Annotated in this window: 26 protein-coding genes; 20 read left to right on the forward strand and 6 right to left on the reverse strand. The window is 60.7% G+C overall.

Annotated features, from left to right (window positions below):
- The first annotated feature begins 147 nt into the window (after positions 1 to 147).
- The 14 genes from HX899_RS17450 to HX899_RS17515 all read left to right on the forward strand — a co-directional run bounded on the left by HX899_RS17450 (position 148) and on the right by HX899_RS17515 (position 15,753).
- Positions 148 to 855 carry a GntR family transcriptional regulator gene (locus tag HX899_RS17450; protein WP_181292940.1) on the forward strand — a complete coding sequence of 236 codons (708 nt, stop codon included), beginning with the start codon at positions 148 to 150 and terminating at the stop codon, positions 853 to 855.
- Positions 856 to 902: 47 nt separating this feature from the next.
- Complete coding sequence (locus HX899_RS17455) at positions 903 to 1,790, forward strand: dihydrodipicolinate synthase family protein (protein ID WP_181292941.1); 888 nt, start codon at positions 903 to 905, stop codon at positions 1,788 to 1,790.
- Position 1,791: 1 nt separating this feature from the next.
- Complete coding sequence (locus HX899_RS17460) at positions 1,792 to 3,138, forward strand: FAD-binding oxidoreductase (protein ID WP_181292942.1); 1,347 nt, start codon at positions 1,792 to 1,794, stop codon at positions 3,136 to 3,138.
- A 259-nt stretch (positions 3,139 to 3,397) separates the two neighbouring features.
- Complete coding sequence (locus tag HX899_RS17465) at positions 3,398 to 4,591, forward strand: ABC transporter substrate-binding protein (protein WP_181292943.1); 1,194 nt, start codon at positions 3,398 to 3,400, stop codon at positions 4,589 to 4,591.
- A 21-nt stretch (positions 4,592 to 4,612) separates the two neighbouring features.
- Entirely contained in the window at positions 4,613 to 5,485 is an 873-nt protein-coding gene (locus HX899_RS17470) for a branched-chain amino acid ABC transporter permease (protein ID WP_018444573.1), read from the forward strand.
- 43 nt (positions 5,486 to 5,528) lie between these two features.
- Positions 5,529 to 6,515: a branched-chain amino acid ABC transporter permease gene (locus HX899_RS17475; RefSeq protein WP_180196098.1), complete on the forward strand. Its 987-nt coding sequence runs from the start codon at positions 5,529 to 5,531 to the stop codon at positions 6,513 to 6,515.
- Complete coding sequence (locus HX899_RS17480) at positions 6,512 to 7,285, forward strand: ABC transporter ATP-binding protein (RefSeq protein ID WP_003550376.1); 774 nt, start codon at positions 6,512 to 6,514, stop codon at positions 7,283 to 7,285. Before HX899_RS17475 ends, HX899_RS17480 begins: the two co-directional genes overlap by 4 nt.
- Positions 7,275 to 8,018 (forward strand): ABC transporter ATP-binding protein, encoded by a 744-nt coding sequence (locus tag HX899_RS17485; RefSeq protein ID WP_180196097.1) that lies wholly within the window; start codon positions 7,275 to 7,277, stop codon positions 8,016 to 8,018. The genes HX899_RS17480 and HX899_RS17485 overlap by 11 nt, the downstream gene beginning before the upstream one ends.
- Before the next feature lie 34 nt (positions 8,019 to 8,052).
- Positions 8,053 to 9,261, forward strand: a complete 1,209-nt coding sequence (locus HX899_RS17490; protein WP_181292944.1) for an aspartate transaminase — start codon at positions 8,053 to 8,055, stop codon at positions 9,259 to 9,261.
- Positions 9,262 to 9,339: 78 nt separating this feature from the next.
- Complete coding sequence (gene nac, locus HX899_RS17495) at positions 9,340 to 10,278, forward strand: nitrogen assimilation transcriptional regulator NAC (RefSeq protein WP_180196095.1); 939 nt, start codon at positions 9,340 to 9,342, stop codon at positions 10,276 to 10,278.
- A gap of 192 nt (positions 10,279 to 10,470) precedes the next feature.
- Complete coding sequence (locus HX899_RS17500) at positions 10,471 to 12,534, forward strand: hydantoinase/oxoprolinase family protein (RefSeq protein ID WP_181292945.1); 2,064 nt, start codon at positions 10,471 to 10,473, stop codon at positions 12,532 to 12,534.
- Between the two features lie 11 nt (positions 12,535 to 12,545).
- On the forward strand, positions 12,546 to 14,222 hold the full coding sequence (locus HX899_RS17505) for a hydantoinase B/oxoprolinase family protein (protein ID WP_180196093.1): 1,677 nt from the start codon (positions 12,546 to 12,548) through the stop codon (positions 14,220 to 14,222).
- A 9-nt stretch (positions 14,223 to 14,231) separates the two neighbouring features.
- On the forward strand, positions 14,232 to 15,035 hold the full coding sequence (locus HX899_RS17510) for an SDR family oxidoreductase (protein ID WP_180196092.1): 804 nt from the start codon (positions 14,232 to 14,234) through the stop codon (positions 15,033 to 15,035).
- Between the two features lie 16 nt (positions 15,036 to 15,051).
- The gene (locus tag HX899_RS17515) at positions 15,052 to 15,753 is read left to right on the forward strand and encodes an HpcH/HpaI aldolase/citrate lyase family protein (protein WP_181292946.1); all 702 of its coding nucleotides are present in this window, start codon (positions 15,052 to 15,054) and stop codon (positions 15,751 to 15,753) included.
- A gap of 142 nt (positions 15,754 to 15,895) precedes the next feature.
- Here HX899_RS17515 and HX899_RS17520 read toward each other — a convergent pair whose 3' ends face one another.
- The 4 genes from HX899_RS17520 to HX899_RS17535 all read right to left on the reverse strand — a co-directional run bounded on the left by HX899_RS17520 (position 15,896) and on the right by HX899_RS17535 (position 18,411).
- Entirely contained in the window at positions 15,896 to 16,300 is a 405-nt protein-coding gene (locus HX899_RS17520) for a hypothetical protein (protein WP_180196090.1), read from the reverse strand.
- Positions 16,301 to 16,368: 68 nt separating this feature from the next.
- Positions 16,369 to 17,085, reverse strand: coding sequence for a hypothetical protein (locus tag HX899_RS17525; protein WP_180196089.1), 717 nt, complete (start codon positions 17,083 to 17,085; stop codon positions 16,369 to 16,371).
- A gap of 125 nt (positions 17,086 to 17,210) precedes the next feature.
- Positions 17,211 to 17,882: a hypothetical protein gene (locus HX899_RS17530; RefSeq protein ID WP_180196129.1), complete on the reverse strand. Its 672-nt coding sequence runs from the start codon at positions 17,880 to 17,882 to the stop codon at positions 17,211 to 17,213.
- A gap of 178 nt (positions 17,883 to 18,060) precedes the next feature.
- On the reverse strand, positions 18,061 to 18,411 hold the full coding sequence (locus tag HX899_RS17535; RefSeq protein WP_181292947.1) for a helix-turn-helix domain-containing protein: 351 nt from the start codon (positions 18,409 to 18,411) through the stop codon (positions 18,061 to 18,063).
- Positions 18,412 to 18,591: 180 nt separating this feature from the next.
- Here HX899_RS17535 and HX899_RS17540 point away from each other — a divergent pair, with 180 nt between their 5' ends.
- Entirely contained in the window at positions 18,592 to 19,236 is a 645-nt protein-coding gene (locus tag HX899_RS17540; RefSeq protein ID WP_181292948.1) for an acyl-homoserine-lactone synthase, read from the forward strand.
- Between the two features lie 162 nt (positions 19,237 to 19,398).
- On the forward strand, positions 19,399 to 20,124 hold the full coding sequence (locus HX899_RS17545) for a LuxR family transcriptional regulator (RefSeq protein WP_180196086.1): 726 nt from the start codon (positions 19,399 to 19,401) through the stop codon (positions 20,122 to 20,124).
- A gap of 16 nt (positions 20,125 to 20,140) precedes the next feature.
- Here HX899_RS17545 and HX899_RS17550 read toward each other — a convergent pair whose 3' ends face one another.
- The gene (locus HX899_RS17550; protein WP_003550368.1) at positions 20,141 to 20,605 is read right to left on the reverse strand and encodes an Lrp/AsnC family transcriptional regulator; all 465 of its coding nucleotides are present in this window, start codon (positions 20,603 to 20,605) and stop codon (positions 20,141 to 20,143) included.
- A gap of 126 nt (positions 20,606 to 20,731) precedes the next feature.
- On the opposite strand from HX899_RS17550, the gene alr reads away from it, so the two are divergent.
- From alr to HX899_RS17565, 3 genes are all read left to right on the forward strand, one after another.
- Positions 20,732 to 21,865: an alanine racemase gene (gene alr / locus HX899_RS17555; protein ID WP_181292949.1), complete on the forward strand. Its 1,134-nt coding sequence runs from the start codon at positions 20,732 to 20,734 to the stop codon at positions 21,863 to 21,865.
- A 29-nt stretch (positions 21,866 to 21,894) separates the two neighbouring features.
- The gene (locus tag HX899_RS17560) at positions 21,895 to 23,145 is read left to right on the forward strand and encodes a D-amino acid dehydrogenase (protein ID WP_180196084.1); all 1,251 of its coding nucleotides are present in this window, start codon (positions 21,895 to 21,897) and stop codon (positions 23,143 to 23,145) included.
- An 89-nt stretch (positions 23,146 to 23,234) separates the two neighbouring features.
- Complete coding sequence (locus tag HX899_RS17565) at positions 23,235 to 24,257, forward strand: AraC family transcriptional regulator (protein ID WP_180196083.1); 1,023 nt, start codon at positions 23,235 to 23,237, stop codon at positions 24,255 to 24,257.
- A gap of 84 nt (positions 24,258 to 24,341) precedes the next feature.
- On the opposite strand, the gene HX899_RS17570 is transcribed toward HX899_RS17565, so the two are convergent.
- Positions 24,342 to 25,676 (reverse strand): aspartate aminotransferase family protein, encoded by a 1,335-nt coding sequence (locus HX899_RS17570; protein ID WP_181292950.1) that lies wholly within the window; start codon positions 25,674 to 25,676, stop codon positions 24,342 to 24,344.
- Positions 25,677 to 25,820: 144 nt separating this feature from the next.
- Between HX899_RS17570 and HX899_RS17575 the strand changes: the two genes are divergently transcribed.
- A complete protein-coding gene (locus tag HX899_RS17575) occupies positions 25,821 to 26,369 on the forward strand; it encodes a cupin domain-containing protein (protein WP_003550363.1) in 549 nt (182 codons plus the stop codon).
- Positions 26,370 to 26,447 lie beyond the last annotated feature (78 nt).

Genomic DNA, 26,447 nt, shown 5'->3' on the forward strand with positions numbered 1-26,447 from the left:
CAGCATTCGCTACGCGTGAAGGCAGTAACTTTTCCTGACCCGAACCTGCTTTCTCGCTGACTGGGCGAGCGGATTCGATTCCGGAGTCTCAAGAAATTCTTGACGTCTATCTTATGTCTACATAATGTCTTCCAAAAGGATTATGAGATGGACGATGACATTCTCTCCGAAATCGGCAACCCCGACCGCAAGGCCAACCTGGGTCTTGCGCTCCGCAGACGCATCCTGACGATGGAGCTGTCGCCGGGTGCGGTGTTGGACGAAGTGGCGCTGAGCGAGGAGTTCGGGCTATCCCGCCCGCCGGTTCGCGAGCTGATGCGGCAGATGGCTGGCGAAGGTTATATCGAGCTGGAAGCCAACCGGGCGGCGCGTGTCAGTTCGATGAGTTACCAGTCGCTGCGCGACTTCTTTCTTCTTGCGCCAATGATCTACATCACCGCCAGCAAGCTGGCGGCCGAGAATGGAACGCGCGGGCAGCTCGACGTGCTGAAGCAGGTTCAACAATCATTTCGAAGGGCCGTCGACAATTGCGACGTCGAGGGGCGCGTCTTCTACAACGACCAGTTCCACCGACAGATCGGCGAGATGGCGCACAACGTCTATCTGGTTCCGAGCCTGCGGCGACTGCAGATTGACCACGCGCGCATCGGCAAGGTCTTTTACAAGCACCCGAACACGCCTCGCATGCAGGAAGAGCTCGAACTCGCCACGCAACAACATGACGAGATGATCGACGCCATCGAGAAGCGCGATCCCGACGCAGCCGGAGAACTGGCGCGGTTTCACCTCGAGCTTTCACGACGAAACATGGCCATGTACTCGGCCCCAGAGGGTCTGGAGACGCCGACCCTCTAGGACCTTTGGCTCGACCCTTCGGCAGCCTAACGCAGGACACCAAACGAATGTCTGACTTCCAGTTTCCAAGCCTGAATCTTGCCATTACCACGCCGTTCGACGATGCCGGACGCATCGACTACGGCAGGCTCGAATACAACGTCGAGCGCTACCTCTCAGCAGGCGTCAGAAGCTTTCTGTTCAGCTCCGGCACCGGCATGCACGTCTACCTCTCCAAGGACGATTCCGAGGAACTGATCCGGCGCGGAGCGCGGATCGTCAACGGAAGAGCGAAGGTGATTGCGCAGACCTCCGCGCTTCTGGTGGAAGACGTCGTCGAACGCACCATCCGCGCGCGCGACGCCGGCGCCGAAGGCGTCATGGTTCTTCCGCCCTTCTTCGAAGGGCCGACCGACGACCAAGGCATCGTCGATTTCTACAGCGAGGTTGCGAAGGCCGGTCTGCCGGTGATCGGCTACAACGTTCCCCAAGCGGTCGGCGTCGCCGTTACGCCGGAACTTCTCGACAGGCTGAGCGAAATCCCCGGCTTCTGTGCCGTCAAGGACAGCAGTGGCGATCTTGGAAAGCAGGCAGCACTTATCCGCACCGGCCGTTTCGTCATGAACGGCGCTGATCCTCTCGTTCCCTATGCGCTCTATGCCGGATGCGACGGCCTGATCTGGGGTGGGGCGAACTTCGCTCCGAGAACCTGCGTCTCCCTCGTCGAAGCCGCCGCCGAGCACAAGTGGGACGAGGTTCGCGCGCTCTGGAAAATCTTGGAGCCGTCGATGGGGCTGATCTGGGAAGGTGATTACGTGCAGTCCGTCTATGCGGCCGCAGATCTGGTGGGCTACGGCGCCGGCGTTCCGCGAAAACCACTGCGCGGGCTTGCCCCAGAAAAGCTTCCGGCCATCCGGCGTTCCCTCGAAACGCTTATGGAGCGGGAAGCGATCTGACGTGACCCAGGCCGCAAGGAACGTCTTCGTTGCATCCAGGCTGCCGAAACGCGCAGGCGTTTCGGGCTGGGTGGCCATGCTTGCGCCACGCACGCCACGGCCGGCGCTGACCGGACCTGTCATTGCCGACGTCGCGATCATCGGCGGTGGTTTCGCGGGCCTCTCCGCGGCCCGGCGCATCTCACGCCTGGACCCGACCGCGCGGGTCGCCGTCCTTGAAGCGGGCGTCGTCGGCGAGGGGCCTACGGGCGCGAATTCGGGCTTCATCATCGACCTGCCGCACGAGGTCTCGTCTGACGATTTCAGCGGAGAGTCGGAGGCCAGGTTCAGGCAATCCGTGCTCATTCAGCGCTCGGCCATCGCTCTGGCGACCGAGATGGCGACCGAAAACGGCTGGGGCAGAGAGGTGTTCGATCCCTGTGGCCGATACAGCGTCGCCATCAGCGCGGAAGGCGACAAGCACCTCGATGACTATGCGCAGCAGCTTACGAAAATGGGCGAGGACCATCGGCTCTTGAGCGCCGGGGAAATCGAGGCGGTAACGGGATCGCCGGTTTACACCTCCGGTCTGTTCATGCCCGGCACTGTCATCGTGCAGCCCGCCGCCTACATTCGCGCGGTCGCCGACTGCCTGAAGGAGCCTGTCACCCTTTACGAGCGCACGCCGGCGCTCTCGTTCGAGCGCTCCGGTACGGGTTGGCTGGTCAAGACGCCGCAGGGTTCCGTGCAGGCGGCGAAGATCATCATGGCAAACAATGGACATGTGGAGAGCTTCGGCTTCTTCCGGGGACGCCTGCTCCACGTCTTCACCTACGCCTCCCTCACCGAGGCGTTCAACCCCTCGCGCCTCTGTGGAGAGCGGAAGTGGGCCGCCACTCCCGCCCTGCCGATGGGAACAACTGTCCGCCGCATCAGCACCGGCGCCGGCGACCGAATTTTGGTGCGCTCGCGCTACAGCTACAATCCGAGCATCGCAGTCAGCGATGCCGCGATCCAGCGGGCCGGCCGCCGCCACGACGGCAAGTTCTCCAAACGCTTCCCCACCCTTAGCGGCGTCGGGATGCAGTATCGCTGGGCCGGCGCGATGGCGCTCACACGCAATCATGTTCCGGCATTCGGTGAAATCGACCGCGGCGTATTCGCGGCATGCGGCTGCAACGGCCTTGGAGCGTCGAACTCGACAGCTTCAGGGATCGCGGCTGCGGAACTGGCGCTCGGACATGATTCCGAACTCGGCCGCGTCTACGCGCGCCTCTCTGCCCCGACGGCATTGCCGCCGCAGCCTTTCACGACGATCGGCGCAAAGATCCACCTCGCCTATCGCGAGTGGAGTGCAGGATCCGAGTGACGAGTGACGACATCACCATTATATCACCCGACGGCTCATCCGGCCGGACGGCGAGCCGTTCCGGCAATGCCGAATCGATCGGTTCGCTATAAATAAACGCTATAGCGGCAGAGTGGAGTTGTGTTGGCCAGCGACGCTTCCCTGAACCTACTGTGACGGTGTCAGCGCTGGGCTGACGCGATAAGAACCGCGGAAAGCGGTCAGGAGTACGCTGGGCCATATGCCCAAGCGTTTGCACCCGAGAACATGGAGTGGGAACATGAAACTTACCGTAAGCCGCAGAGTACTTTTCATTTCTACAGCAGTCCTTTCGCTGGCAGTGACCGTCTCCGGCCTGCCGGCTATCGCGTTGGCAGCGGACGGGACGATCAAGCTCGGACTTGTTGCGCCGATGAGCGGCCCGAATGCGCGCTACGGCGCATTTTCGATGCACGGAGCCGAACTCGCCGTCAAAGACATCAATGATGCCGGCGGCATCGACGGGATGAAAATCGAACTCCTCAACGCCGACAGCCAGGGCACGCCGGTCGAAGGCGTCTCGGCCGCCCGTCGTCTGATTGACCAGGATGGCGTCGACTTCATCATCGGCGATGTTTCCAGCTCGGTGACGCTCGCCATCCAGCCCGTCGCGGAAGATGCCGAAGTTCTCCTGCTGAATGCGGCATCATCCAATCCGAAGATCACCTACCAGGCCGGTGTCGGCGGCTTCAAGTGGACCTATCGCAACTATCCGACAGATGAGAACCGGGCGCTGATCGTCGCCAAATATGCTGCGGAGCAGCGCGGTTTCACCAAGTTCGCCGTGCTATCGGTCGACAGCGACTATGGCCGCTCAGCGATCACCTTCACGAAGAAGTACCTGCCTGACTTCAAGGGAGAGATCCTCAGCGAAGATTATTACAAGGAAGGCGAAGTCGACTTCCGCAGCGTTCTCGCCAAGATCCGCGACAATGGCGCCCAGGCGATCATCATGTACGGCCTCGCCGATACGACGCCAATCATCGCCCGCCAGATGATCGAACTCGGAATAGCCGGCAAGGTCACGCTGATCGGCAATGGCGAGTTCAACACGGAAAAGACCATCAAATCAGCCCCGTCGGCGCTCGAAGGCGCCGTCGAAGCCGCCGCATGGCTGCCGCAGTTTGACTCGCCCGAAAGCAAGGCTTTCGTCGAGAAGTTCACGGCCACCTACAACGAAGCCCCGAATAACCACGCCTATGTTCACTGGGATACCGTCAATCTCCTCGCCGCGGCGATCAAGCAGGCCGGCAGCGCTGATAAGGTGAAGGTTCGCGACGCACTCTCGAAGATCAAATATAAGAGCCCGGTTGGCGAGGTTACCTTCGACGACCACAACCAGGCCCGCCTGCCGATGATCCTGCTGCAGATCGAGAACGGCAAGCCGAGCATCAAGGGTGCATATACGGCGGACATTCAATATCCTGCCAACTAATCTGCCGGGAGGAGTACGCCCATGCTCTCGACCATAGTTGAGCAATCTGTGAATGGAATCGTTACTGGTTCCGTTTACGCCATCGTCGCCGTCGGCATGACCATGATTTTTGGGGTGCTGAGAGCCATCAATTTTGCTCACGGCGAGTACTACATGCTCGGCACGTTCGGGGCGTGGTTTTCGATCGACTATCTCGGCTTGTCCTATGAAGCGTCGATTGTCGTGGGAGTTCTTGCGACAATCGCCGTCGCCTATGTGGTCGGGCAACTCGTCATGCGCCGGATGGTCGGCGCGCCCGCGGAGTCGGGCGTGCTCGCCACCCTCGGCATCGCGCTGATCCTGCAGAACACCATCATTCTCGTCTTCGGCGGAGGCTACAAATTCTTCGCCGGAGGTTATATCGAACCGGTTTCCATCCTGGGCTTCAGTCTGGCCCAGCAGCGCATTCTCATTCTCGTCGTCTGCCTGTTGGTGTTCATCGGCCTTGAGCTGATGGTCAGCTACACCCGCCTCGGAATGGCGATGCGCGCCGTTTCCCAGAACGTCGAATGCTGCAGCGTCGTCGGCATCGATGTACCGCAGGTGGTGCTTCGAACCTTCATGCTGGGGGCGGCCCTCGCGGCACTTTCAGGTGTTCTGACGGCGCCGGTCAATGTCAGTGTTTATGGCGGCATGGGCGAACTGATCACGTTCAAGACGCTGCCGATCATTATCATGGGCGGTTTGGGGAATGTGCGCGGCACTTTCGTCGCGGCGATGATCCTTGGCGTGGCCGAGAGCCTGGTCGCGACGTATGTCGGCCTGCAATTCCGCGACACTGTCGGCTTCGCTACGCTGATCCTGATGCTGATGTGGCGACCGCATGGGCTCTTTTCGACGCAGGCGCGCTTCTAGCAGCTGCGCCCGCCGACCTTTCTCGAACGACCGAGGACTCGACATGTCTCTGACGGAAACCGCTCAACAGGCACGCAGACGCGACCTTCGCATACCGCTCGCCGCAGTCCTGGTCGTCCTAGCACTCGCCGCGCCGTTCATCGGCAGTCGCTACATCACCCATTCCCTGATCATCGCCCTGATTTTCATGCTTCCGGCACATGGGCTCAATCTGCTTGTAGGGTATACCGGTCTTCTGTCATTGGCCCAGGCCGCGTTTTTCGGCATCGGCGCCTATACGGCAGGACTTCTCGCCGTCACCTACGGAACGCCCTTCTACGTCAATCTCATCGCTGCAGGCGCCGTCTCAGGAGCCCTTGCTCTTCCGCTCGGCATTCCCGCCTTGCGTCTGCGCTCGACGTCCTTCGTGATGTGTACGCTCGGTTTCGTGATCATCGGTCAGGCCATCGCCAAGAACTGGATCTCGCTGACGCGCGGCGACATGGGTCTATCGAGCATTCCAAAACCCTATTTCGAACTGGGCCCGCTTTCTTTCACGGTGTCCGGCACGACGAACTTCTACTATCTTGCCCTGATCATTGGGACCCTCGCCACCCTCGCTGTCTGGGCAATCGTCCGCTCGCCCGCCGGGCGCAACATGGTGGCGATCCGTGAGAACGAAACGCTTGCCGAATCTCTCGGCGTTCCCACCTGGCACTACAAGCTGATCGTCTTTATGATCAGCGCCGTGTTTGCCGGGGTTGGCGGCTGCCTCTACGCCTATTACCTGACAGTCGTCAGCCCGCTGACCTTCCAGATGTACTATTCGACCACGATGCTGATCATCGTGCTCGGAGGCGGGGCCGGGATGATTTCCGGCACTGTCTTCGGAAGCCTGCTCTTCGTCGGGCTGACGGAGGCGCTGCGCATTACCCCCGAACTGCGCATGATCGCCTATGGCGTCTGCCTTCTCGTCCTCGTCTTCTGGTTCAAGAAGGGCTGCGCGCCGCTGATCAATCGCTTCTGGAATGCGATCGGAGGCGCGAAATGACCAGTCATCTTCCGCTTCTCGAAATCAGGAATCTCAGCAAGTCCTACGGCGCGGTCAAGGCCGTCAACGATGTCAGTATTCACATCGACCGAGGTGAGATCGCAGGCCTGATCGGGCCGAACGGTTCCGGCAAATCGACCTTCTTCGATTGCAGCACAGGCCTTGCGAAGCCGGACGCCGGCACGGTCGTCCTTGACGGACAGGACATCACCGGCTGGTCCCTGAACCGCATCGCCAGGGAAGGCCGTATGCTGCGATCTTTCCAGAAGACCGTCACCTTCAAGTCGCTCGATGTCGAGGAGAACCTGGTCATCGCCGGTCAAATGTTCACCTTCCCGTCCATTGCATCGACCTTCGGCCTCGGAAAGATGTCCCGCCAGCGCATCGATGGTCTCAGGGAGAGAGCCCGCGACCTGATCAAGATGGCGGGTCTCTGGGATGTGCGCCACCAGCCGGCGGGCAATCTGTCGGGCGGACAGCAGAAGCTTATCCAGTTCGCGTCCATGCTGATGCCCGAACCAAAGCTCATCCTGCTGGATGAGCCGATGGCCGGCATCAATCCGAAGATCATCGAACGCGTCGTCGACACCATCCTCTATGCCAACAAGTCGCTCGGCGTGAGCTTCCTGGTGATCGAGCATAATATCGATGTCGTTACGAGCATCTGCCAGCGCGTCATCGTGCTCGACCAGGGAGCCAAGCTCGTCGAAGGCTTGCCGGGCGACATCATTCAGGATCAGCGCGTCAGGGAGGCCTATCTTGGAGGGTAACTCGCAACTTTTGATCCGCGACCTGCGCGCAGGTTACGGCAATCTGGATATTCTGAACGGCATCGATTTAGACGTGCCCGCCGGACAGTTCGTGGCGCTCATGGGGCCGAACGGAGCGGGCAAGTCCACTCTTCTCAAGACCCTCTACGGCATGACCACGATCAAGCAGGGAAATATCGACTGGCGCGGCAAGAATATTGCCGGCAGCAAGTCGCGGGCCATTCTGGGCGAAGGGATTTCCTTCGTGCCTCAGGGGCGCTGCAATTTCCCCGTCATGAGCGTCGACGAAAATCTTCAGATGGCGGCCTATACCCTCCGCGACGCCAAGGTGAAGGCCGACCGCGATTACGTCTACGACCTCTTTCCGATCCTCAAGAAACGCCGTGCGACGCTTGCCGGCAATATGTCCGGCGGCGAGCAGCAACTGCTCGAAGTGGCGATGGCGGTGCTGCAGCGGCCGAAGGTGCTTTTGGTCGACGAGCCGTCGGTCGGCCTGTCGCCGGCCGCGATCGGTATCGTGTTCGACGAGCTTCTTCGACTTCACGCGGACGGCATGACGATCCTGCTCGTCGAGCAGAACACCAAGAAGGCCATGGAAGTGGCGGAGCGCGCGGTCATCCTGAGACTTGGCAAGGTCATCTGGGACGGCTTGCCGAAAGACATCACCCATGACGAGCTCGGCGAACTGTTCCTGACCGGGAAAATGCGCGGCGAAACCGAAGCCGTTCACTGAGCCAATCCGTCTCTCCAGAAACGAGGAAATCCCAATGAGCACTTTCGTGCCTGCATCGCGTGTGTCCAGAATCAAAGTTTCGCCGAGCACGGCTGCGGCAGCCCGTGCTCGCGAACTGAAGGCGGCGGGTCGCGACATCGTCGATCTGACCGTCGGCGAGCCGGACTTCGACACGCCAGATAACATCAAGGCCGCGGCGCACGCAGCCATCGACAGGGGCGAAACGAAATATACCGCCGTCAACGGCACGCCGGCGCTGCGCAAGGCAATCATCGGCGATTTCCAGCGCCGGCTCGGCCTCAGCTACGCGGACAACGAAATCTGCGTGGGCGGCGGCGCCAAGCAGATTCTGTTCCTGGCGCTGATGGCGAGCGTGGAAAACGATGCAGAGGTGATCATTCCCGCACCATACTGGGTTTCCTATCCCGATATGGTCATTGCCAACGAAGGCAAGCCGGTCATCATCGAATGCCCGCAGGAAGCAGGCTTCAAGCTCACGCCGGAGGCTTTGGAAAAGGCGATCACGCCGAGGACCTTGTGGCTGATCCTCAACGCGCCGTCCAATCCGACGGGCGCGGCATATGACAGGAGCGAACTCGAAGCCCTCGGCAAGGTGCTGCTGCGCCATCCCCACGTCTTCGTGCTCTCCGACGATATCTACGACCAGATCTGGTTCAAGGACGAGCCGATGACGACGCTGGTTGCTGCCGTCCCGGAACTGAAGGAGCGTGTTCTGCTCACCAACGGCGTCTCAAAGTCCTACGCCATGACCGGATGGCGTATCGGCTACGCGGCGGGTCCGGCCGCCCTGATTGCGGCCATCAACAAGCTGCAATCGCAGATGTCGTCCTGCCCGTCGTCGGTCAGTCAGGCCGCAGCCGCCTATGCGCTGTCTTCTGACCAGTCATTCGTTTCGGAAAGCGTGAAGGTCTACAAGGAGCGCCGCGATTATGCGTGCTCACGGCTCAATGCCGTGCCCGGCCTCTCCTGTCTCGTACCTGACGGCGCTTTCTATCTGTTTCCGAACTGCGCCGGTGTCATCGGCAAGAAGACCCCCGAAGGCAAGACAATCGAGACAGACCTCGATTTCGTGCTCTATCTGCTGGATGGCGTCGGGGTCGCGGCGCTGCAGGGTGCCGCCTACGGGATATCGCCGCATTTCCGCCTCTCGATCGCGACGTCGATGGAGGTGATCACGCAAGCATGCGATCGCATCGAACGGGCCGTTGCCGACCTGTATTGACTGCAAAGAGGCCGGTGGGACTTGCGCCCCACGGGCCGCAGGCTTTACCTTTTTTCGTGAAACAAGAAGCCGGTGGCCATGAGCGTCGATTTCCGAAAACTGAAGAGCTTCGTCAAGATCGTCGATACGGGCAGCGTATCGCGAGCGGCAAGCCTTCTGCGGACGGCCCAGCCGGCGCTGTCGCAGCAGATTGCCGCTCTCGAGGCGCATTTCAAACACAAGCTCCTCATCCGCAGCAATGTCGGCATTACGCCGACCGAGGCGGGGCTGATCCTCTATCGGCACGCGCAATTGATGTTGAAGCAGATCGAGCAGGCGCAGGTCGACATCGATCAGTCCGCCAAGTCGGTGGCCGGCCGCGTCTCGATCGGGCTTGCGACCTATTCCTCGTCAAGCGCCTTGTCGCTGCCGATCCTCAAGGAGATGAAGGCGAGGCATCCCCACATCGTCGTCCACATCAATGACAGTTTCGGGCAGATCCTGAGCGAACTGATCATGACGGGCAAGATGGATATGGCGCTGATCTATGCCGCTGCCCCGATCAAGGGCGTCACCCTGCAGCCATTGTTTCGCGAGGAAATGTTCCTGGTCTCGCCGCCGGGCATCGAACTCCCCGGGGATAGCAGCGCGCCGCTTCCCCTTTCTGCCCTCCAGGACATCCCGCTGCTTCTTCCCAGCAAGGCACATCTGCTCAGGCGGTTGATCGACGATGCCCTGGCGAGAGCCAGAGCCAGCCCTGATGTCGTCTCGGAAATCGAATCCGTTCCGGCTCTCAGCGCGGCGGTTCTCGACGGGCTTGGATCGACCATTCTGCCGGCTTCGGTTGTCACGGAGACAGCGATCTTTTCAGGCGCGCAGGTAAGGGCGCTGACGAAGCCGGTGATCGATGCGACCGTGTCCCTCTGCGTCGCCGATCATCTGCCCCTGTCGGAACCGGCCATCGCTGCACGGTCGGTTCTCCTCGATGTCGTGGGCAAGCTCATGAGCAGTCATCATCCCGGAATCAGGCCGGCTTAGCCGGCGCCGATCCTCGCAACGGCAGTCCGACGGCGTATCTCCGCTCCGCCATAAGCAAACCCTATAGCGGCAGACTGTAGTTGTGTTAGCCAACGCGGCGGGCATTCCCATAACCTCCAAGCAGACACCGGGTCCGGGCATCGGATCCGCATTGCGGCGCCTGCCGCGCCGAACAGTCGCTTCGAGGACAACATGGCAAAACTGGCTTTCGACACGGGCGGTACATTTACCGACTTTGCGCTCCTGGACGACAAGGGCGACCTTCACCTTCACAAGGTCCTGAGCACGCCGAAGAACCCTGCAGAAGCAGTCGTGCAGGGTGTGTCCGAATTGCTGGAAAAATTCGCTGGCACCATCGCCGTCGATGACCTTCAGGTGCTGGGCGCCACCACCGTCGTCACCAATGCGGTTCTCGAGCGCAAGGGTGTCGAGACCGGGTTCGTCACCACCGACGGCTTTCAGGACATGCTACGTATCCGCAACGAAGGACGCTACGACCTCTACGACCTGAACATCAAATATCCCGACCCGCTGGTTACCCGTGCAAACAGCTTCGGCGCCAAGGAGCGTATCGCAGCCGACGGTTCTGTCATGACCGAGCTCGAGGAAGAGACGGTGCGCGAAATCGCCGGCCGCCTGAAGGAGAAGGGCATCCGCTCCGTCGCCGTCTGCCTTCTCCATGCCTACAAATATCCGCAGCACGAGCAGCGCGTCGCAGCGCTGTTGCGCGAGGAAGACCCTGATATCTTCGTCTCGCTCTCGTCGGAAGTCTGCCCTGAGATGCGTGAGTTCGACCGCGCGTCGACGACTGTTGTCAACGCCTATACCAGGCCGCAGATGGCCGGCCACGTCGCTCATCTCCAGCGTGAGTTCGCTGCGAGGGGCATCGATCGCCAGGTCCTCTGGATGACGTCCTCGGGCGGGCTGGTGCCGAGCCGGCGTGCCGCAGAACTGCCGGTGCGCCTGATCGAGTCAGGCCCAGCGGCCGGCGCCGTGGCCGCTGCCGAGTTCGGCCGCACGGCCGGTGAGGCGAGCGTCCTGTCCTTCGACATGGGCGGCACGACCGCGAAGCTTTGCCTGATCCCGGATGGTGAGCCGAATGTCGGCACCGATCTCGAGGTCGCTCATTTTCATCGTTTCCGCAAGGGATCCGGTTTCCCGCTGAAGATCCAGTCGATCCAGATGATCGAGATCGGTGCGGGTGGCGGTTCGATCGCCGCTAAGAACCCTCTCGGCCTGCTCGACGTCGGCCCCCACTCCGCAGGCGCGCTGCCCGGCCCGGCCGCCTATCAGCGTGGCGGCACCCAGCCGACCGTCACGGATGCCGACATCCTGCTCGGATATATGGGCACCGAATCCTTCGTCGGCGGCTCGTTCAAGGTATCCAGAGAGGCCGCTCACGAGGCGATGGACAAACTTGCCGCCTCGCTCGATGTTTCGGTCGAGCGCTGCGCATGGGGCATCCATGACCTCGTCAACGAATCCATGAGCAAGGCGGCCGCCATGCATGCGACCGATCTCGGCGTCGATCCTCGTTCGCTGCCCATGGTCGCGTTCGGCGGCGCCGGTCCGGTCCACGCTTATGGCATCGCCCGCAAGCTCGGCATTTCCCGTATCATCTGCCCGACCGGTGCAGGCGTGAGCTCGGCGATCGGCCTGTTGATCGCTCCGGTGGCGGTCGATCTGTCCGCAAGCCATCCGATGGCACTCGACGCCTGGAATATGGACGCCATGAACCGTCTGCTGGACGAACTCTCCGCCCAAGGTGCCGAAGTCGTGTCGGCGGCGGGCGTGCCGAAAGATACCATCAGCAACCGTCACACCGTCGACATGCGCCATGTCGGCCAGGGCCATGAGATCACCGTGGTTCTGCCTGACCGGACCCTGCCGAAGGAGGAATTCCTCAGTGAGCTCCGCGGCAATTTCTTCAAGCTGTACCGTGAACTGTTCGGCCGTACCGTTGCCGCGCCGCTGGAGGTCATCACCTGGCGCCTGCGCGCCGGCGGCGAAAAGGATCAGGTCACGCGCCCGCACGAGACCGTCGTTGCCGAGGCGAAGAAGGGCAGCCGTCAGGTCTACTTCCAGGAGATTGGCGGCTTTACCGAAACTGCGGTCTACGACCATTACAAGCTTCCTGTCGGCGAAGAGGTCAAGGGTCCGGCAATCGTCGAGCAGCGGGAATCGACTGCGGTCGTCGGGCCAAGCGGCGTCTTCCATGTGGATGCCCATGGCAACCTCGTGATCAATATTCACTAAGGGGTACTCAGATGTCGAAACCCGCCACCGATTTCAACGACCCGATCAACCTTCAGGTCATGTGGAACCGCCTGATCTTCATTGCAGACCAGGCTGACAACGTCCTCGGCAAGACGGCATTCTCGCCGATCGTCCGCGAGAACCACGACTACGTCACCGTCCTGCTGGACAGCAAGGGACGGGCGCTGGCGCAATGCACCTGGTCGATCCCGGTCTTCATCACCTCGCTCCCGGCCGCGGCCCAGAATTATTTCCTGCCGAAGTTCCCGGCAGACAGGCTCGAAGAGGGCGATGTGCTGGCGACCAACGATCCGGAGATCGGCACCGGCCATCTTCCCGATGTCACGATGATCACGCCGATCTTCAAGAACGGCAAGGTCGTCGCCTATGCCGGCTCCATCGCCCATCTTCCCGATATCGGCGGGGCGCCTTTGCATTCCGAAGCGAGCGACATCTATGAGGAAGGCATCCGCTTCCCGATCGTCAAGCTGCTGAAGGCCGGCGTTCCGAACCAGGACGTCTTCGACATCATCGAAGCGTCGGTCCGCCTTCCGACCGAAGTGCGGGGCGATCTCGAGTCGATGATCGCCGCCAACAACGTCATGGGCCGCGAACTCGTCAAATTCCTGGATGAGTACGGTCTCGACGACGTCGAAGGCCTGGCGACCGCCATCCATTCTCGCTCCGAAGCGCAGACCCGCAAGGCGATCCGCGAATGGCCGAACGGCAGCTACGCCGCCGAGGTTCTGCTCGACGGCTACGATGTAGACGTGACGCTGAAGGCTTCGGTTATCATCAAGGACGACTCGATCCATGTCGATTACACCGGCACCTCCGACCAGGTTCTGCACTCGATCAATTGCCGGACGAATTACCGTTATGCCCATTCCGTCTATGCTCTGAAGTGCCTGCTCGACCCTGAGACTCCGAATAACGAGGGCTGCATCGTCCCGATCACCGACGAGGCTCCGCTCGGCTGCATCCTCAATCCGCAGCATTGGACGGCGGGCAATTCGCGAAACCTGATCGGGCACGTCATTCCTTCGCTGATCTTCAAGGCGCTCGAAGGCGTGGTGCCCGACAAGGTCATGGGCGACAGCGGCGGTGCTCCGATCTGGGCTGCCAATTGCGTCGGCCAGCGCAATGACGGCACGCAATATGGCTCGGTCCAGAATTTCCACGGCGGGCAGGGCGCGCGCGCGGAGCTCGACGGTCTGGACACGCTGAGTTTCCCCTCGAACTGCAAGGTAACGGCCATCGAGATGTTCGAGGTTGCCGTTCCCGTGCTGACCGAGCGGAAGGAACTGATCGCGGACTCGGGCGGAGCAGGCAAGCATCGCGGCGGTCTCGGCCAGCGTGTCGTGCTGCGGAACCTCGGCAAGAACCCGATGAACATCTACCTCGCGTCCGAGCGTGTCCGCCATCCTTGCTTCGGTGTCGTCGAAGGCCAGAGCGGATCGGCTGGAAAGGTCATGAAGGACGGCAAGCCTCAGTTCCCGAAGGGCAAGGTGGTCCTGAAGACAGGCCAGCGCCTCGAGGTCGAGACTCCTGGCGGCGGCGGTTGGGGAGCTGCGAGCGATCGTTCGCGCGCACTCATCGAGCAGGATCTTTCCGAAAACCTAATTACGGCGAAGGCTGCGAAGGAAATTTACGGCTATTCTGGCCCGATCGCTGCTGCGGCCGAATAGGGGAAAGACATGGGACTTCTTGAAGGAAAAATCGCTCTCGTGACGGGAGCTGGCTCCGGGATCGGTCGCGAGACCGCCGTGCTGATGGCAAAAGACGGCGCCACCGTCGTGCTGACCGGGCGGCGGATCGAACCGCTGCGCGAGGTGGCGGCCTTGATCGAAAAGGCTGGGGGAAAGGCCATCGCGCGCGCGCTCGACATCGAGACGCGTGAAGAGATCTTTGCGGCTGTGAAGTGGATCAAGGACAGCGTCGGACCCGTCGACATCCTGGTGAACAATGCCGGCAGCGCAAGCAAGGTGCTGAACGCGCGTTTTCTGAGCGAGGCCGAGTGGACCTCCACCATCAACGTCAATCTGACGGCCGTCTTCAACCTGACCCAGGCGGTCCTTCCGGACATGATCGCAAGCGGCGAGGGGACGATCATCACGGTCTCGTCGCTCGCGGTGATCAACCCCAACCTGCTCGGCGGAGCGGCCTATGGTGCGGCCAAGGCCGGCGTGAAGAATTTCATGAGCTTCCTGCACAACACCTATCGCAATCAGGGGATCCGGGCGACGACGATCCTGCCCGGCGAGACGAATACGCCGATCATGGACAATCGCGCGCGGCCGCCTCTGGAGGAGGAACGTGCCGTCATGATGGATCCTCATGACGTCGCCCGTGCGATCGTCCTCTGCGCCAGCCTGAGCAAGAGCGCTGTGATCCCCGAACTTCACATCTGCCCGACATTCATGAGGGACACGTCGGCCGACATCGAAATTGCGCGTTGGGTCGGAGCGCCGGCCAATACGCCGGATATGCCGAAAAAATAGAACCGGGAGGATATTGATGAACGGAGCCAAATTGCGCGCCAGGCTGTTGGCCGGCGAGGCGATCACCATGTATACGCCGCACCACGCGTCGTCGGGCCTCGCAGCCCGGTTGGTGGAACTCGGCGCCGATTCCGTCTTCGTCGACTGCGAACACGGAACCTGGAGCTTCGACGATGTGCGCATGACTGCACAGATTGTCCGTTCTGTCGGCGGAGCGGCGATCGTCCGGCCACATTCGCACGAACGCCCGATCATCATCAGGTATCTGAATGCGGGAGCTGACGGCATCATGGTGCCGATGGTGGACACGGCCGAGCAGGCGCGCGCCGTCGTCGATGCCGTCCGTTACGCTCTTCCGTCCGACTTCGACAAACGCCTGGTGGTGGTGATGATCGAGACGGTGGATGCCATCGACAATCTCGACGAGATGCTGAAGGTCGATGGCATCGACGTCTTCTTCATCGGACCTGGCGATCTCTCGCAGAATATGGGTTATCCGCCGGCCCCGCCTTTCGGCGAGCCGCGTCCTGAAGTGGTCATGGATAAGGTCGCGGTCGCGGTCGACAAGATCCGCGCGGCAGGCAAGGTTGCAGGCACGCTGGCCACCGCCGATGAACTGCCTCATTGGCTTGAGAAGGGGGTGCAGTTCTTCTACATCCACACTGATCCCTTCCTGCGTGGCGGGATTGCCGGCATCAGGCAGACGCTGGCGCGATAGCAGGCGGGGCGGGTTTCCACTTTGATCCTCCGTCGCAAATACTTTTAAGGGCTTGGTGCGGAAGATCCGTCACTATTCCTCTCCCCGCCTTAAACCCTGGAGCAGACGGAGAGAGAATTGTTTGGCGTAGGAAATTCACCCCTTACTGGCAGGCGGTCAGGCCGCCCGGATTTTGAATGGGGGCGAAACCGACGCCGTCGATCGTGTTGTCGTTGCGGGCAATGAAGCAGTAATTGTCATTGGCATGGGGAGCTGCGACGATGCAGGAGTTGGCCCCGGCCGGAATGACGTAGGTGTCCAATCCGTTGATCGCGAATACCGAGGCTGTTCCATTCGGATGGGGCACTGGCTGCTTGGTGAACAGGATCGCATTCTGCGGTGGTGCGACCACGATGGGCTGATGGTTCCGGCAATCGGACGAAAAGACGAGCTGTGCGGCGGCGGGTAACGCGGTTGCGAGGATAGAGACGGTGGCAATGGCAAGCCCGGCAGCGATCTTACCGAGACGTGCTGTTTGGCCAGCGAATTTCAACCTGATGCGTAACATGGCTATGCTCCTTTGATTGCAGGGTGAGGGATTTGTTCAAGCGTCGGTGATGATCTGAATTTCTGGATCTATGGTCCTCCTGTCGCCGAAAACGTTCCGTTGGCGTTGTAAGTCACCGTGTAGGTGGCGTAGCCGGTGGTGAAGTCGCAGCAGGCCGCGTTGCTCTCGTCATAAGCCACGGTGCTTCCGACCGGCTGGTAGCCCGTCTTCACGAAAAAGATCTGCGTCGGTGTGCAGCTCATGATGGCGTTGGGGGCAGGAGCGACGAAGCTCGACAGAATGATCGCTTGATCGTTGTTCAGCGTGGCGACGCCGCAATAAAGTTCCGGAAGCGGCAGCGGCGTATAGGACGGCACGTTCATGGCGAACGCTCCGATCGCAACGCCGGCTTGATTGGCGGGCACGGAAAGTCCCAGCGGGTTGAGCGTCAATGTCGTGCAATTGTCCGGTGAGCCGCTGGCTGTAGTGAGCGCAACCGGTCGGGCCGCCGTGGTACTGCTGACCACGGATCGCGTCGCGGTATTGAGCGCGATAAGCGCGATAAGCTGCGAGGGCGGCACCGCTTGCATGGTGCTAAGAGCGCCTGCGTAGACCTGGCGGTCCAGACCGAAATTGATCTGCGCTCCCGAACTTGTGTAATTGCCAACATTTTGGCAGCCGAGGCTGCTGGTGAAAATGGAAGGGCTCGTCAAAGACGGAAAGGTAGCCTGCTTCTGAAAGACATAAAAATACTGCGTGGTTTGCGACAGGTTCCGAACGATGATCTGGTAGGACGAACTGGTCATGGCGTGCGACACTCCCGTCTTAGATCCAGCCTATCCGTCGCCCGGGCGGGCGGCAGCAATCGCGCGGATGACCTAGGTTGCGGGTGAAGAGGGGACTGTTCTCACCCGCATCCCCGGGACGAGGCTTACTGGCGCTGCACGCTCCAGGTGCCGTTAGCGTTCAGGGTGACGTTGCAGACGGTGTAGCCGCCGGTGAAATCGGAGATCGCCGCGTTCACGCTCGACTGTGTGAAATCCATGACGCTGCCCGGCGTATAGGAGCCGGTCTGGACATAATATTTCAGGATCGGCTGGCAATCGGTATTGCTGAACGGATTTGCCTGCACGAAGTTGGAGAGCACGATGCCGCCATTGACGTCGACCGCGGAGCCGACATTGAAATAAGGCGGCGAGGTAAAGCTCGGTGTGGTGATGCGGAAGGCGCCAGATTGCACGCCTTCCCCATAGGCCGGTGCGGAAAGACCAAGCGGGTTGACGGTTGCGGTCGTCCAGTCGGCCGGCGAACCGCTGCCGCCCGACTTTGGAGCGAGGTCGATGGCGCGGCTGGCCGATGCGTAGCCGGAAGCGGCGCCGATCGCCGGCGGCGTGTTCGCCTGCTGGATGCCGGCGTAATATTGCAGGTTGACCTGGAAGGTCAGGATCGAGCCCGAGGCATCGTAGTTGGCGAGCGATTGCGAAAAAAGGCTGTTCGAGTAGACTTGCCCGCCACCGGTATAAATGGCCGGCTGTTGGAAGAAGTAGAATTCTTGCGTCTGGGGCTCGTAGTTTTTCACATTGATGGTCAGCAATGTAGGCATGGTCAACAACCCTTCTGCGTTGAGAGTGAAACAAGGGTTTCGCCGCGGCGAGGGCAGGTGGGCCAGCCTTCCTGCCGACGCTGTCATTGAAACCCTAACTAGAAAGATCGTTTATACCATCCATTAGAGCAACCTAAAGCTGTTGAGTGCAAGGTGAAAAAATCGCGCGAAATTGTGCTTAGCGTAACGCGTGCTCCGGAGGGATGGATTCGAGCAGCCCGATGAGATTGGACTGGGCGGCCGCAGACCGGCCGCGCAGCGCCATAACCCACAGCAATTCCGTCGCGGAGATTGCGCTGTTCCTATGCCCGTCCATGGTCCCTCGCCCTAAGAGCAACCAGTCGAGGGAAACATCCAGCAGGCGCGCGAGCGCGCAGGCGCTTTCCAGGGACGTATGGCCGCCATTTTGCCAGCGTGAGACGGCAGCGACGGATACATTCAATTCGGCTGCAAGAGCGTGCACTTTCCGGATCTTGCCCCGAGATATTGCTTCCCGAATACGTTTGCCGCGCGTCGGATCGTAGGTCATGAGCGTTCTTCCTTTGGTTGCGTTGAATTGGCAGCCACAGCGACCTTTGATCGGTCAAACATCAGAAATTTCGTCCGAAAATGAATGGCAAAGCGAAACACCGGTCAATCTGGGGAAATATCCAGATTGCTTCGGATCGACCTCCCGTTGTGAAACGTCAATGCACCAGGAGGGCCAGATATGTTGCGGATACTCACCAGAGACATGCTTGAGACCGATCGGCATGCTTTCGATGAAATGTTTCGGGCGCGCGCCGCCGTTTTTCGCGATCGACTGGGATGGCAGGTCGATGTCAAGGACCAGTGGGAAAGGGACCGATATGACGAGGCGGAAGATCCCGTCTATCTCGTGACGCAACGGCCTTCAGGCACACTGACGGGTTCGTTGCGCCTGTTGCCGACCACGGGGGCGACGATGCTCAAAAGCGAGTTCCGGCATTTCTTCGATCAGCCCATCGACGTCGATAGCCCGACGACCTGGGAATGTACTCGCTTTTGCGTTCATCCGCTTGCCGGTCACATCGATCAACATTCGTCGCGCGCAGTCGCCACGGAGCTGCTCTCAGGGCTTTGCGATCTCGCCCTCGACACCGGTATCGAAAGTATCGTCGCTGTCTATGACGTCGCGATGATCGGTGTGTACCGCAGGATCGGCTGGAGACCGACGCCGCTTGCCCGATCCCGGCCCGAGATCGGCAACCTCTACGTCGGCTTATGGGACGTGACGGCAGACAATTGTCGGACACTTCGGGTCAACCTGTCTCGGCTTCTGGAGCAAGCGCCTTCCAATCCTGCCAAAGCCCTTGTCGATGGCAGAATGCGGTAAGCACAGTCGCCATCTCGCTGCCCCGCAGTGGGATATGTCGTAGCAAGCCTTAACTCAATCTTCACATCGCGCTATAGTTGCTTTAGAATAATCTGTTCGCGGCAACCGAGAAATGTTACCGGTGCGAGTAGTCAGGGAAACACACAATCACGAGTCCATCTCATGCTGAGCAGTTCTCGTTTTTTCGACTGTCTTGACCGGATCTCTGCATCGCCGACATTGCATGATCTGGAAGCAACGCTGGATGAGGTCCGCCACATCTATGCAATATCGCACATGGTTCTGCATGTGACCCGCTCCTCGGGGGCGGCAGCCAACAATCCGCTGCTTATGCTGACCTATCCGCCCGAGTGGGTGAAACAATATCTTGCCCGGGATTATTTCAGCATCGATCCCGTCGTACGCCTCGGCCGGCGCGGCTTTCTGCCCGTGGAATGGTCCGCGTCAAAATGGGATTCAGGCCGGGCATATGGCTTCTTCAAGGAGGCAATGGCCTTCGGTATCGGCCGGCAAGGCGTTACCCTGCCGGTGCGAGGACCTCACGGGGAGCGATCGCTGTTTACGGTCACCTCCAATCATCCCGACGCCTACTGGCGACAGTTCCGCATGGACAGCATGCGCGACCTCCAGTTTCTCGCCCACCATCTCCACGACAGGGCGATGGTTCTGTCGGGCATGCGAAAAATTGCGGATTTTCCGCAATTGTCGCGCCGCGAACTGCAATGTTTGCAGATGACCGCCAATGGCCTGCTGGCGAAGCAGATTTGCGCTCGCCTGTGCATTTCGGTAAGCGCAGTGCAGCTTTATCTCGCCTCGGCGCGCCGGAAACTGACCGTCGCCACGACCAGCGAAGCGGTCGCCAAGGCCACGGCGCTCGAATTGATATAGGCTTGATGATCGCGGTTCAGCGCCTGCCCCTCGTGCGCGTTGCCAGAACATTGCGGATCGAGAAGCTGGAATGAATCCTGAGGACACCGGGTAAGGTCGAAAGGATCTCTTTGTGGATCCGCTCGAACTCGCCCGCATTGGCGACCTCCACGCGCAGCAGATAGTCCGAACCGCCCGTCATCAGAAAACATTCCCGGATCTCGGGATGCCGGCGGACCGCCGCCTCGAGGCGGTCGAGATAGTCCTCCGTCTGGCGCTCTAGGGTGATGTTGATGATCACGGCGATCATCTCATCCGCATTGCCGGTGTCGACCAGCACCGTATAGCCGCGGATCACGCCTGACTTTTCCATGATCTTGATGCGTCTGAGGCAGGCCGAGGGAGAAAGACCAATCTCGGCGGCGAGCTTGGCATTGCTCATGCGGGCATCAAGGCGCAGCAGTCTCAGGATATTGCGATCGATCGCGTCGAGAGCAGGCATAGTAGATCATTCCAAATTTTTATCGATTATGCGGATAACAGGCGGATCATGCAATAATCAACTACGGAATGATCGGCAATTTCGCTCATTATTTCATAAACTCCCTGAGATCGAAAAGGGGTGGATATGGATAGCGATATTTTGGTTTCCCGAACACGCATTGCGACGACCACGCAGGGAGCCACCGGCTATCTGACGATCGATCTTGCCGCCCTCGGCCGTAACTATCGCAAGCTCGTATCGATGCTGGCGCCGGTCCGCGCCGGCGCCGTCGTCAAGGCCGACGCCTATGGCCTTGGCGCTGATCGGGTCGGAAGAACGCTCTACGGCGAAGGTTGCAGGCATTTCTTCGTCGCCCAATTTGTCGAGGCCGTGAGGCTCAGACCGGCCCTTGCGCAGGACGCCCAGATTTTCGTGCTGAACGGTTTGCAGCCGGGTAACGAGATCGCCTGCGCCGAGATAGGCATTGTCCCGGTTCTCAATTCGCTGGCGCAGTGGCGGCAGTGGTCAGCGGCTGCGCGCATTCTGAAGCGATGCCTGCCTGCTGTCCTGCAATTCGACACCGGGATGTCGCGGCTCGGTTTTCCCCGGGAAGAGCGAGCAGATCTGGCGGCGGCTCTTCGCGATGGCACCAATGTCGAAATCCTGTTCATCATGAGCCATCTGGCTTCGGCCGATGACATGGACAGCGAACAGAACAGCGAACAGTTTGCCGAGATGTCCCGCATCGCCGACCAATTTCCCGGCTTCGATATTTCCTTCGCCAATTCCGGCGGCGTTTTCCTGGGCGACGCCTATCACGGCGTGCTCGCCCGCCCCGGCATCGCGCTCTATGGCGGCGCTCCGAACGCCGGTGAGAAGAACCCGATGGAGCCGGTTGTCAGCCTCAATGTCGCCGTCGTGCAGACGCGCACCGTGCCGGCGGGGGCGAAAGTCGGTTATGGCGGCGCGCATCTCACGCAAGGGGAAACACGTCTCGCCACCATTGCCGCCGGCTATGCAGATGGCCTGCCGCGATGCCTCAGCGACCGCGGCGCCGTCTATTTCAAGGGCATCCGCCTGCCGATCGTCGGCCGCGTGTCGATGGACAGCGCGACCGTCGACGTGTCAGCACTGCCCGAAGGCGCGCTGACCTTTGGCAGTCTCGTCGAAGTGCTTGGTCGCCATCAGACGCTCGAGGACATCGCACGCGACGCCGGCACGATTTCTTACGAAATCCTAACCGGCCTGGGCGATCGTTACGACAGGCAATATCGCTAAGAGCCGGCGGCTCCATCATTGGGAACATCATGAAAGTCATCGTTCTAGGAGCCGGCATCGTCGGCGTCACATCCGCTTATCAGCTCGCCAAGGCCGGCCATGAGGTCACGGTCGTCGACCGGCAGCCGGGTCCGGCGCTGGAGACCAGCTTTGCCAATGCCGGCGAAGTCTCCTTCGGCTATTGCTCGCCATGGGCAGCGCCCGGCATTCCCATGAAGGCCATGAAGTGGCTGTTCATGAAACATGCGCCGCTCATCCTGCGCCCGAAACTCGACATGGCCATGCTCTCCTGGATGGCCAGGATGCTGTCGAACTGCACCTCCGAGCGTTACGCGATCAACAAGAGCCGCATGCTGCGCCTCGCCGATTACAGCCGCATCGCGCTGGCCGAGCTTCGCGCCGAGACCGGCATCGCCTATGATGAACGCATGCAGGGGACCCTGCAGCTGTTCCGCACCCAGCAGCAGCTCGAGGCCTCGGCAAAGGATGTCAAGGCGCTGGCTGCCGACGGTATTCCCTATGAGGTGCTGGACAGGGACGGCTGCATCCGCTTCGAACCAGCGCTGAAGCATGTGCGCGACAAGATTGTCGGCGGTCTATTGACGCCGAAGGACGAAACCGGCGACTGCTTCAAGTTCACCAATGCGCTGGCGGCCAAAGCCGAGGCGCTCGGCGTCCGTTTCGCTTACGGGACGACGATCAAGGCGCTGGATGTCGAGGCCGGCCGGGTGCGCGGGGTCATCACCGATCGTGAGCGGATGAGCGCGGAGGCGGTGGTGGTCGCGCTCGGCAGCTATTCGCCGCTGCTGCTCGCGCCGCTCGGCATCAGGCTGCCGGTCTATCCCGTCAAGGGCTATTCGCTCACCATCCCGATTGCCGATGCGTCACGCGCGCCGGAATCGACCGTCATGGACGAGACCTACAAGATCGCGATCACCCGGCTCGGCGATCGCATCCGTGTCGGCGGCATGGCTGAAATATCAGGCTACACCAATGATCTCGGCCTGGCCCGCCGCAGCACGCTGGAATATTCGGTCACCGATCTTTTCCCCGGCGGCGATATTTCCAAGGCCTCCTTCTGGTCCGGCCTGCGTCCGATGACGCCCGATGGCACGCCGGTCATCGGCCCGACAAAGGTCGCAGGTCTCTTCCTCAATACCGGTCACGGCACGCTCGGCTGGACGATGAGCACCGGTTCGGCGCGGCTCATCGGCGATCTCGTCGGCGGCCGCCAGCCGGAAATCGACGTGAGGGATCTCGCCATCAGCCGCTACGGCTGAAACCGCCCCGGGGCAACACAAAAAAAGAGGGATGAACATGATCGCGCAAATCCATTATCACTTGTGTTCCTCGTCTTTCGAGGTCACGAATGTCCGTTAATTCTCATATACATAACGATGGCAGCCTCACCCCACAGATGGCAGTGCAGAGCATGTTGTTTCGGGAAACGGCGCACAGCGGAACGGACCCGGATGAACTCTCGGAAATATTGTCGACGCCAACCTCCCCGATCAAGGTTGCGGCGGAAGGCAATATGCCGATTGCATATCACTGCAATTTCGTCTCCGTGGGAGAAGAGGTAACGGTAGCCGACTGTACCTACGAAGGCACAATCCTGATCAGGCGGGAGGCGCCCAGCGACAGGATGATCGTTTTTCTGCCGATGGCAGGGAACGCATCCTTCGAAGGCATGCGGGAGCAAATCTATTCCGTTCCCGCGCGTGGCACGATCCTTGAGGCAGGTCGTGCCGCGGGTGCTCGCCTGTTTGGGCCCCGCCGTCATTTCGGCCTGTTCGTCGATCAGGCGAAGATCACCAGCCACCTGACGCATATGTTCGAGAGAACGATCAGCGGCGACGTCGATTTTCATCCTCACATCGATCTGACGACCGGTCCCGGGCTTGTATTCCAGCAACTTGTCTCGGGCCTCCATCGCGGCCTCAGCGGGAACGGACCGCTGCAGCGGTCGCCGCTGGCCGCCAGCTCGCTCTGCGACGCGGCGATCTATCTGCTTCTGGAGACCTGCCCCAATCGTTATTCGAACGAGCTTGCGCTCCCTGCTCCGGCGCCGGCCCCACGCCATGTGAAATGGGCCATCGACTTCATGGAGGAACACATCGCTGAGCCGATTTCGCTCAACGATATCGCGATGGCAGCCAAGGTAAGCGTTCGTACTTTGCAACAGGGTTTTCGGCAGTTCAGGGGTACGACCCCGATGGCCTACCTGCATGACCTTCGGATGGTTGCCGCCCATCGCGATTTGCTCGAGTCTGACGCGAAGCAGGGCATCGCCGACGTCGCGCTCAGATGGGGATTTACGCATCTGGGGCGGTTTGCAGCAGAATACAGGAAACGCTTCGGCCAGTTGCCGTCACAGACCTTGAAACGCTGAGCTTCGTCTCGGTGTGCCGGATGGTTCCGTCGACGATGGACCAGACGTCCGATCGCCGACGGGAGCAGCAGGCGGGATGCGGATCTATGCCGCGCGCTTCAGGGCATCACCGAGGATCGAAACGATCGTGTCGATCTGGCTTTTCTCGATAATGAGCGGCGGGGAGAGGGCGATAATGTCGCCGGTCACCCGGATCAGCAGGCCCTTGTTGAAGCAGTCGACGAAGATATCGTAGGCGCGGGTTCCCGGCGCGCCGTCACGAGAAGCCAGTTCGACTGCGCCGACCAGTCCGAGATTGCGGATGTCCACCACGTTGGGCGAGCCTCGCAGCGAATGGAGAGCCTCCTGCCAGTATTCGGCGAGCTCGGATGCGCGGGTCAGCAGCCCTTCCTCCTCGTAGATCTCGAGCGTCGCGAGCCCGGCCGCGCAGGCGACCGGATGGCCGGAATAGGTGTAGCCATGAAAGAGTTCGATCACGTTATCAGGTCCGACCATCAGGCCGTCATAGACCTTGCGGCTGGCAAAGACCGCGCCCATCGGGATCGTGCCGTTGGTGATGCCTTTTGCCGTGGTGATCAGGTCGGGCACAACGCCGAAGTAGTCGGTCGCGAAAGGAGTGCCGAGACGGCCGAATCCGGTGATGACCTCGTCGAAGATCAGGAGGATTCCATGCTTGTCGGCGGTTGCGCGCAGCTTCTCCAGATAACCCTTCGCAGGCAGCACCACGCCCGCCGATCCCGACATCGGCTCGACGATGACGGCGGCGATGGTCTCGGCGCCGTGCAGCTGTACCAGCCGCTCGAGATCGTCCGCTAATTCGACGCCGTGGGCGGGAAGGCCCTTCGAAAACGCATTGCGCTCAATGTCGAGCGTGTGGCGCATGTGGTCGGCCGGTATTTGCGGGAAGACCCGCCTGTTGTTGACGAGACCGCCGACGGAAATGCCGCCGAACCCGACGCCGTGATATCCCTTCTCGCGCCCGATGATCCGCGTGCGGGTGCCCTGGCCGATCGCCCGCTGATAGGCGATCGCGATCTTCAGCGCCGTATCGACCGATTCCGAGCCCGAGCCGGTGAAGAAGATCCTGTCGAGCTTGGCTTCTGGACCGCCCGGTGCGTTCGCAGCCAATTTCGAGGCGAAGTCGAAGGCGATCGGATGCCCCATCTGAAAGGTCGGCGCATAGTCCAGCGTTGCAAGCTGTCGCTCGACGGCATGGGCGATCTTCTTGCGGCCGTGGCCGGCATTGCAGCACCAGAGGCCGGCGGTGCCGTCAAGCACCTGATGTCCATCGATGTCGGTGTAGTACATCCCCTCGGCTGCTGCGAGAAGCCGCGGCGTGGCCTTGAATTGCCGGTTCGCGGTGAACGGCATCCAGAAATTTTCAAGTACGGGTGCGTTCGTTTTGCTGAGCTGGTCCATCCTGGCCTCCTTTTGGAATGGCGCCGAGAATGACAATTTCTCCTTTTCAAACAAGTCCTTTTCTTTGTCGGTGCAAGCTATTGAAATACAATGGTTGGAGAGATATTAATTTGGATATTCTGGACAACATAAACGAACCACATCATGTCAGTCGATATCGGCAGCCGCCTTCGCCATCTCCGTATCGCCCATAAGCTTTCCCAGCGCGAGCTAGCCAAGCGCACCGGAGTGCCCAATTCGACAATCTCGCTGATCGAATCGAACGCCTCCAATCCGTCGGTCGGGGCCTTGAAGCGAATTCTCGACGGCATCCCCATCGGTCTGGCGGAATTCTTCGCCTTCGAACCCGAGCGTCCAAGGAAGGCCTTCTATGCGGCCGAGGAGCTGGTGGAGATCGGCAAGGGTGCTATTTCCTACAGGCAGGTTGGAGAAAACCTGTTCGGGCGTAGCCTGCAAATACTCAAGGAATGTTACCAGCCGGGCGCCGATACTGGAAAGGTTCCCCTTGTTCACGAGGGGGAAGAAGGCGGGATCGTTTTGTCGGGAAGGCTCGAGGTGACGGTCGATGACGAGCGGCGTATCCTTGGAGCGGGTGACGCCTACTATTTCGAAAGCAGGCGCCCGCACCGCTTCCGCTGCGTCGGACCGGTGCCCTGCGAGGTCATCAGCGCCTGCACGCCGCCGACTTTCTAGAGCCTTTCCGGGTTAGATTGAAGCATTCTGTTGGCTCAAACGGAGTCGGATGGTCGACCGGCCGGCGCGCGTCGTAGC

This window comes from Rhizobium sp. WYCCWR 11146, assembly GCF_013591995.1.
GTDB classification, from domain to species: domain Bacteria; phylum Pseudomonadota; class Alphaproteobacteria; order Rhizobiales; family Rhizobiaceae; genus Rhizobium; species Rhizobium indicum.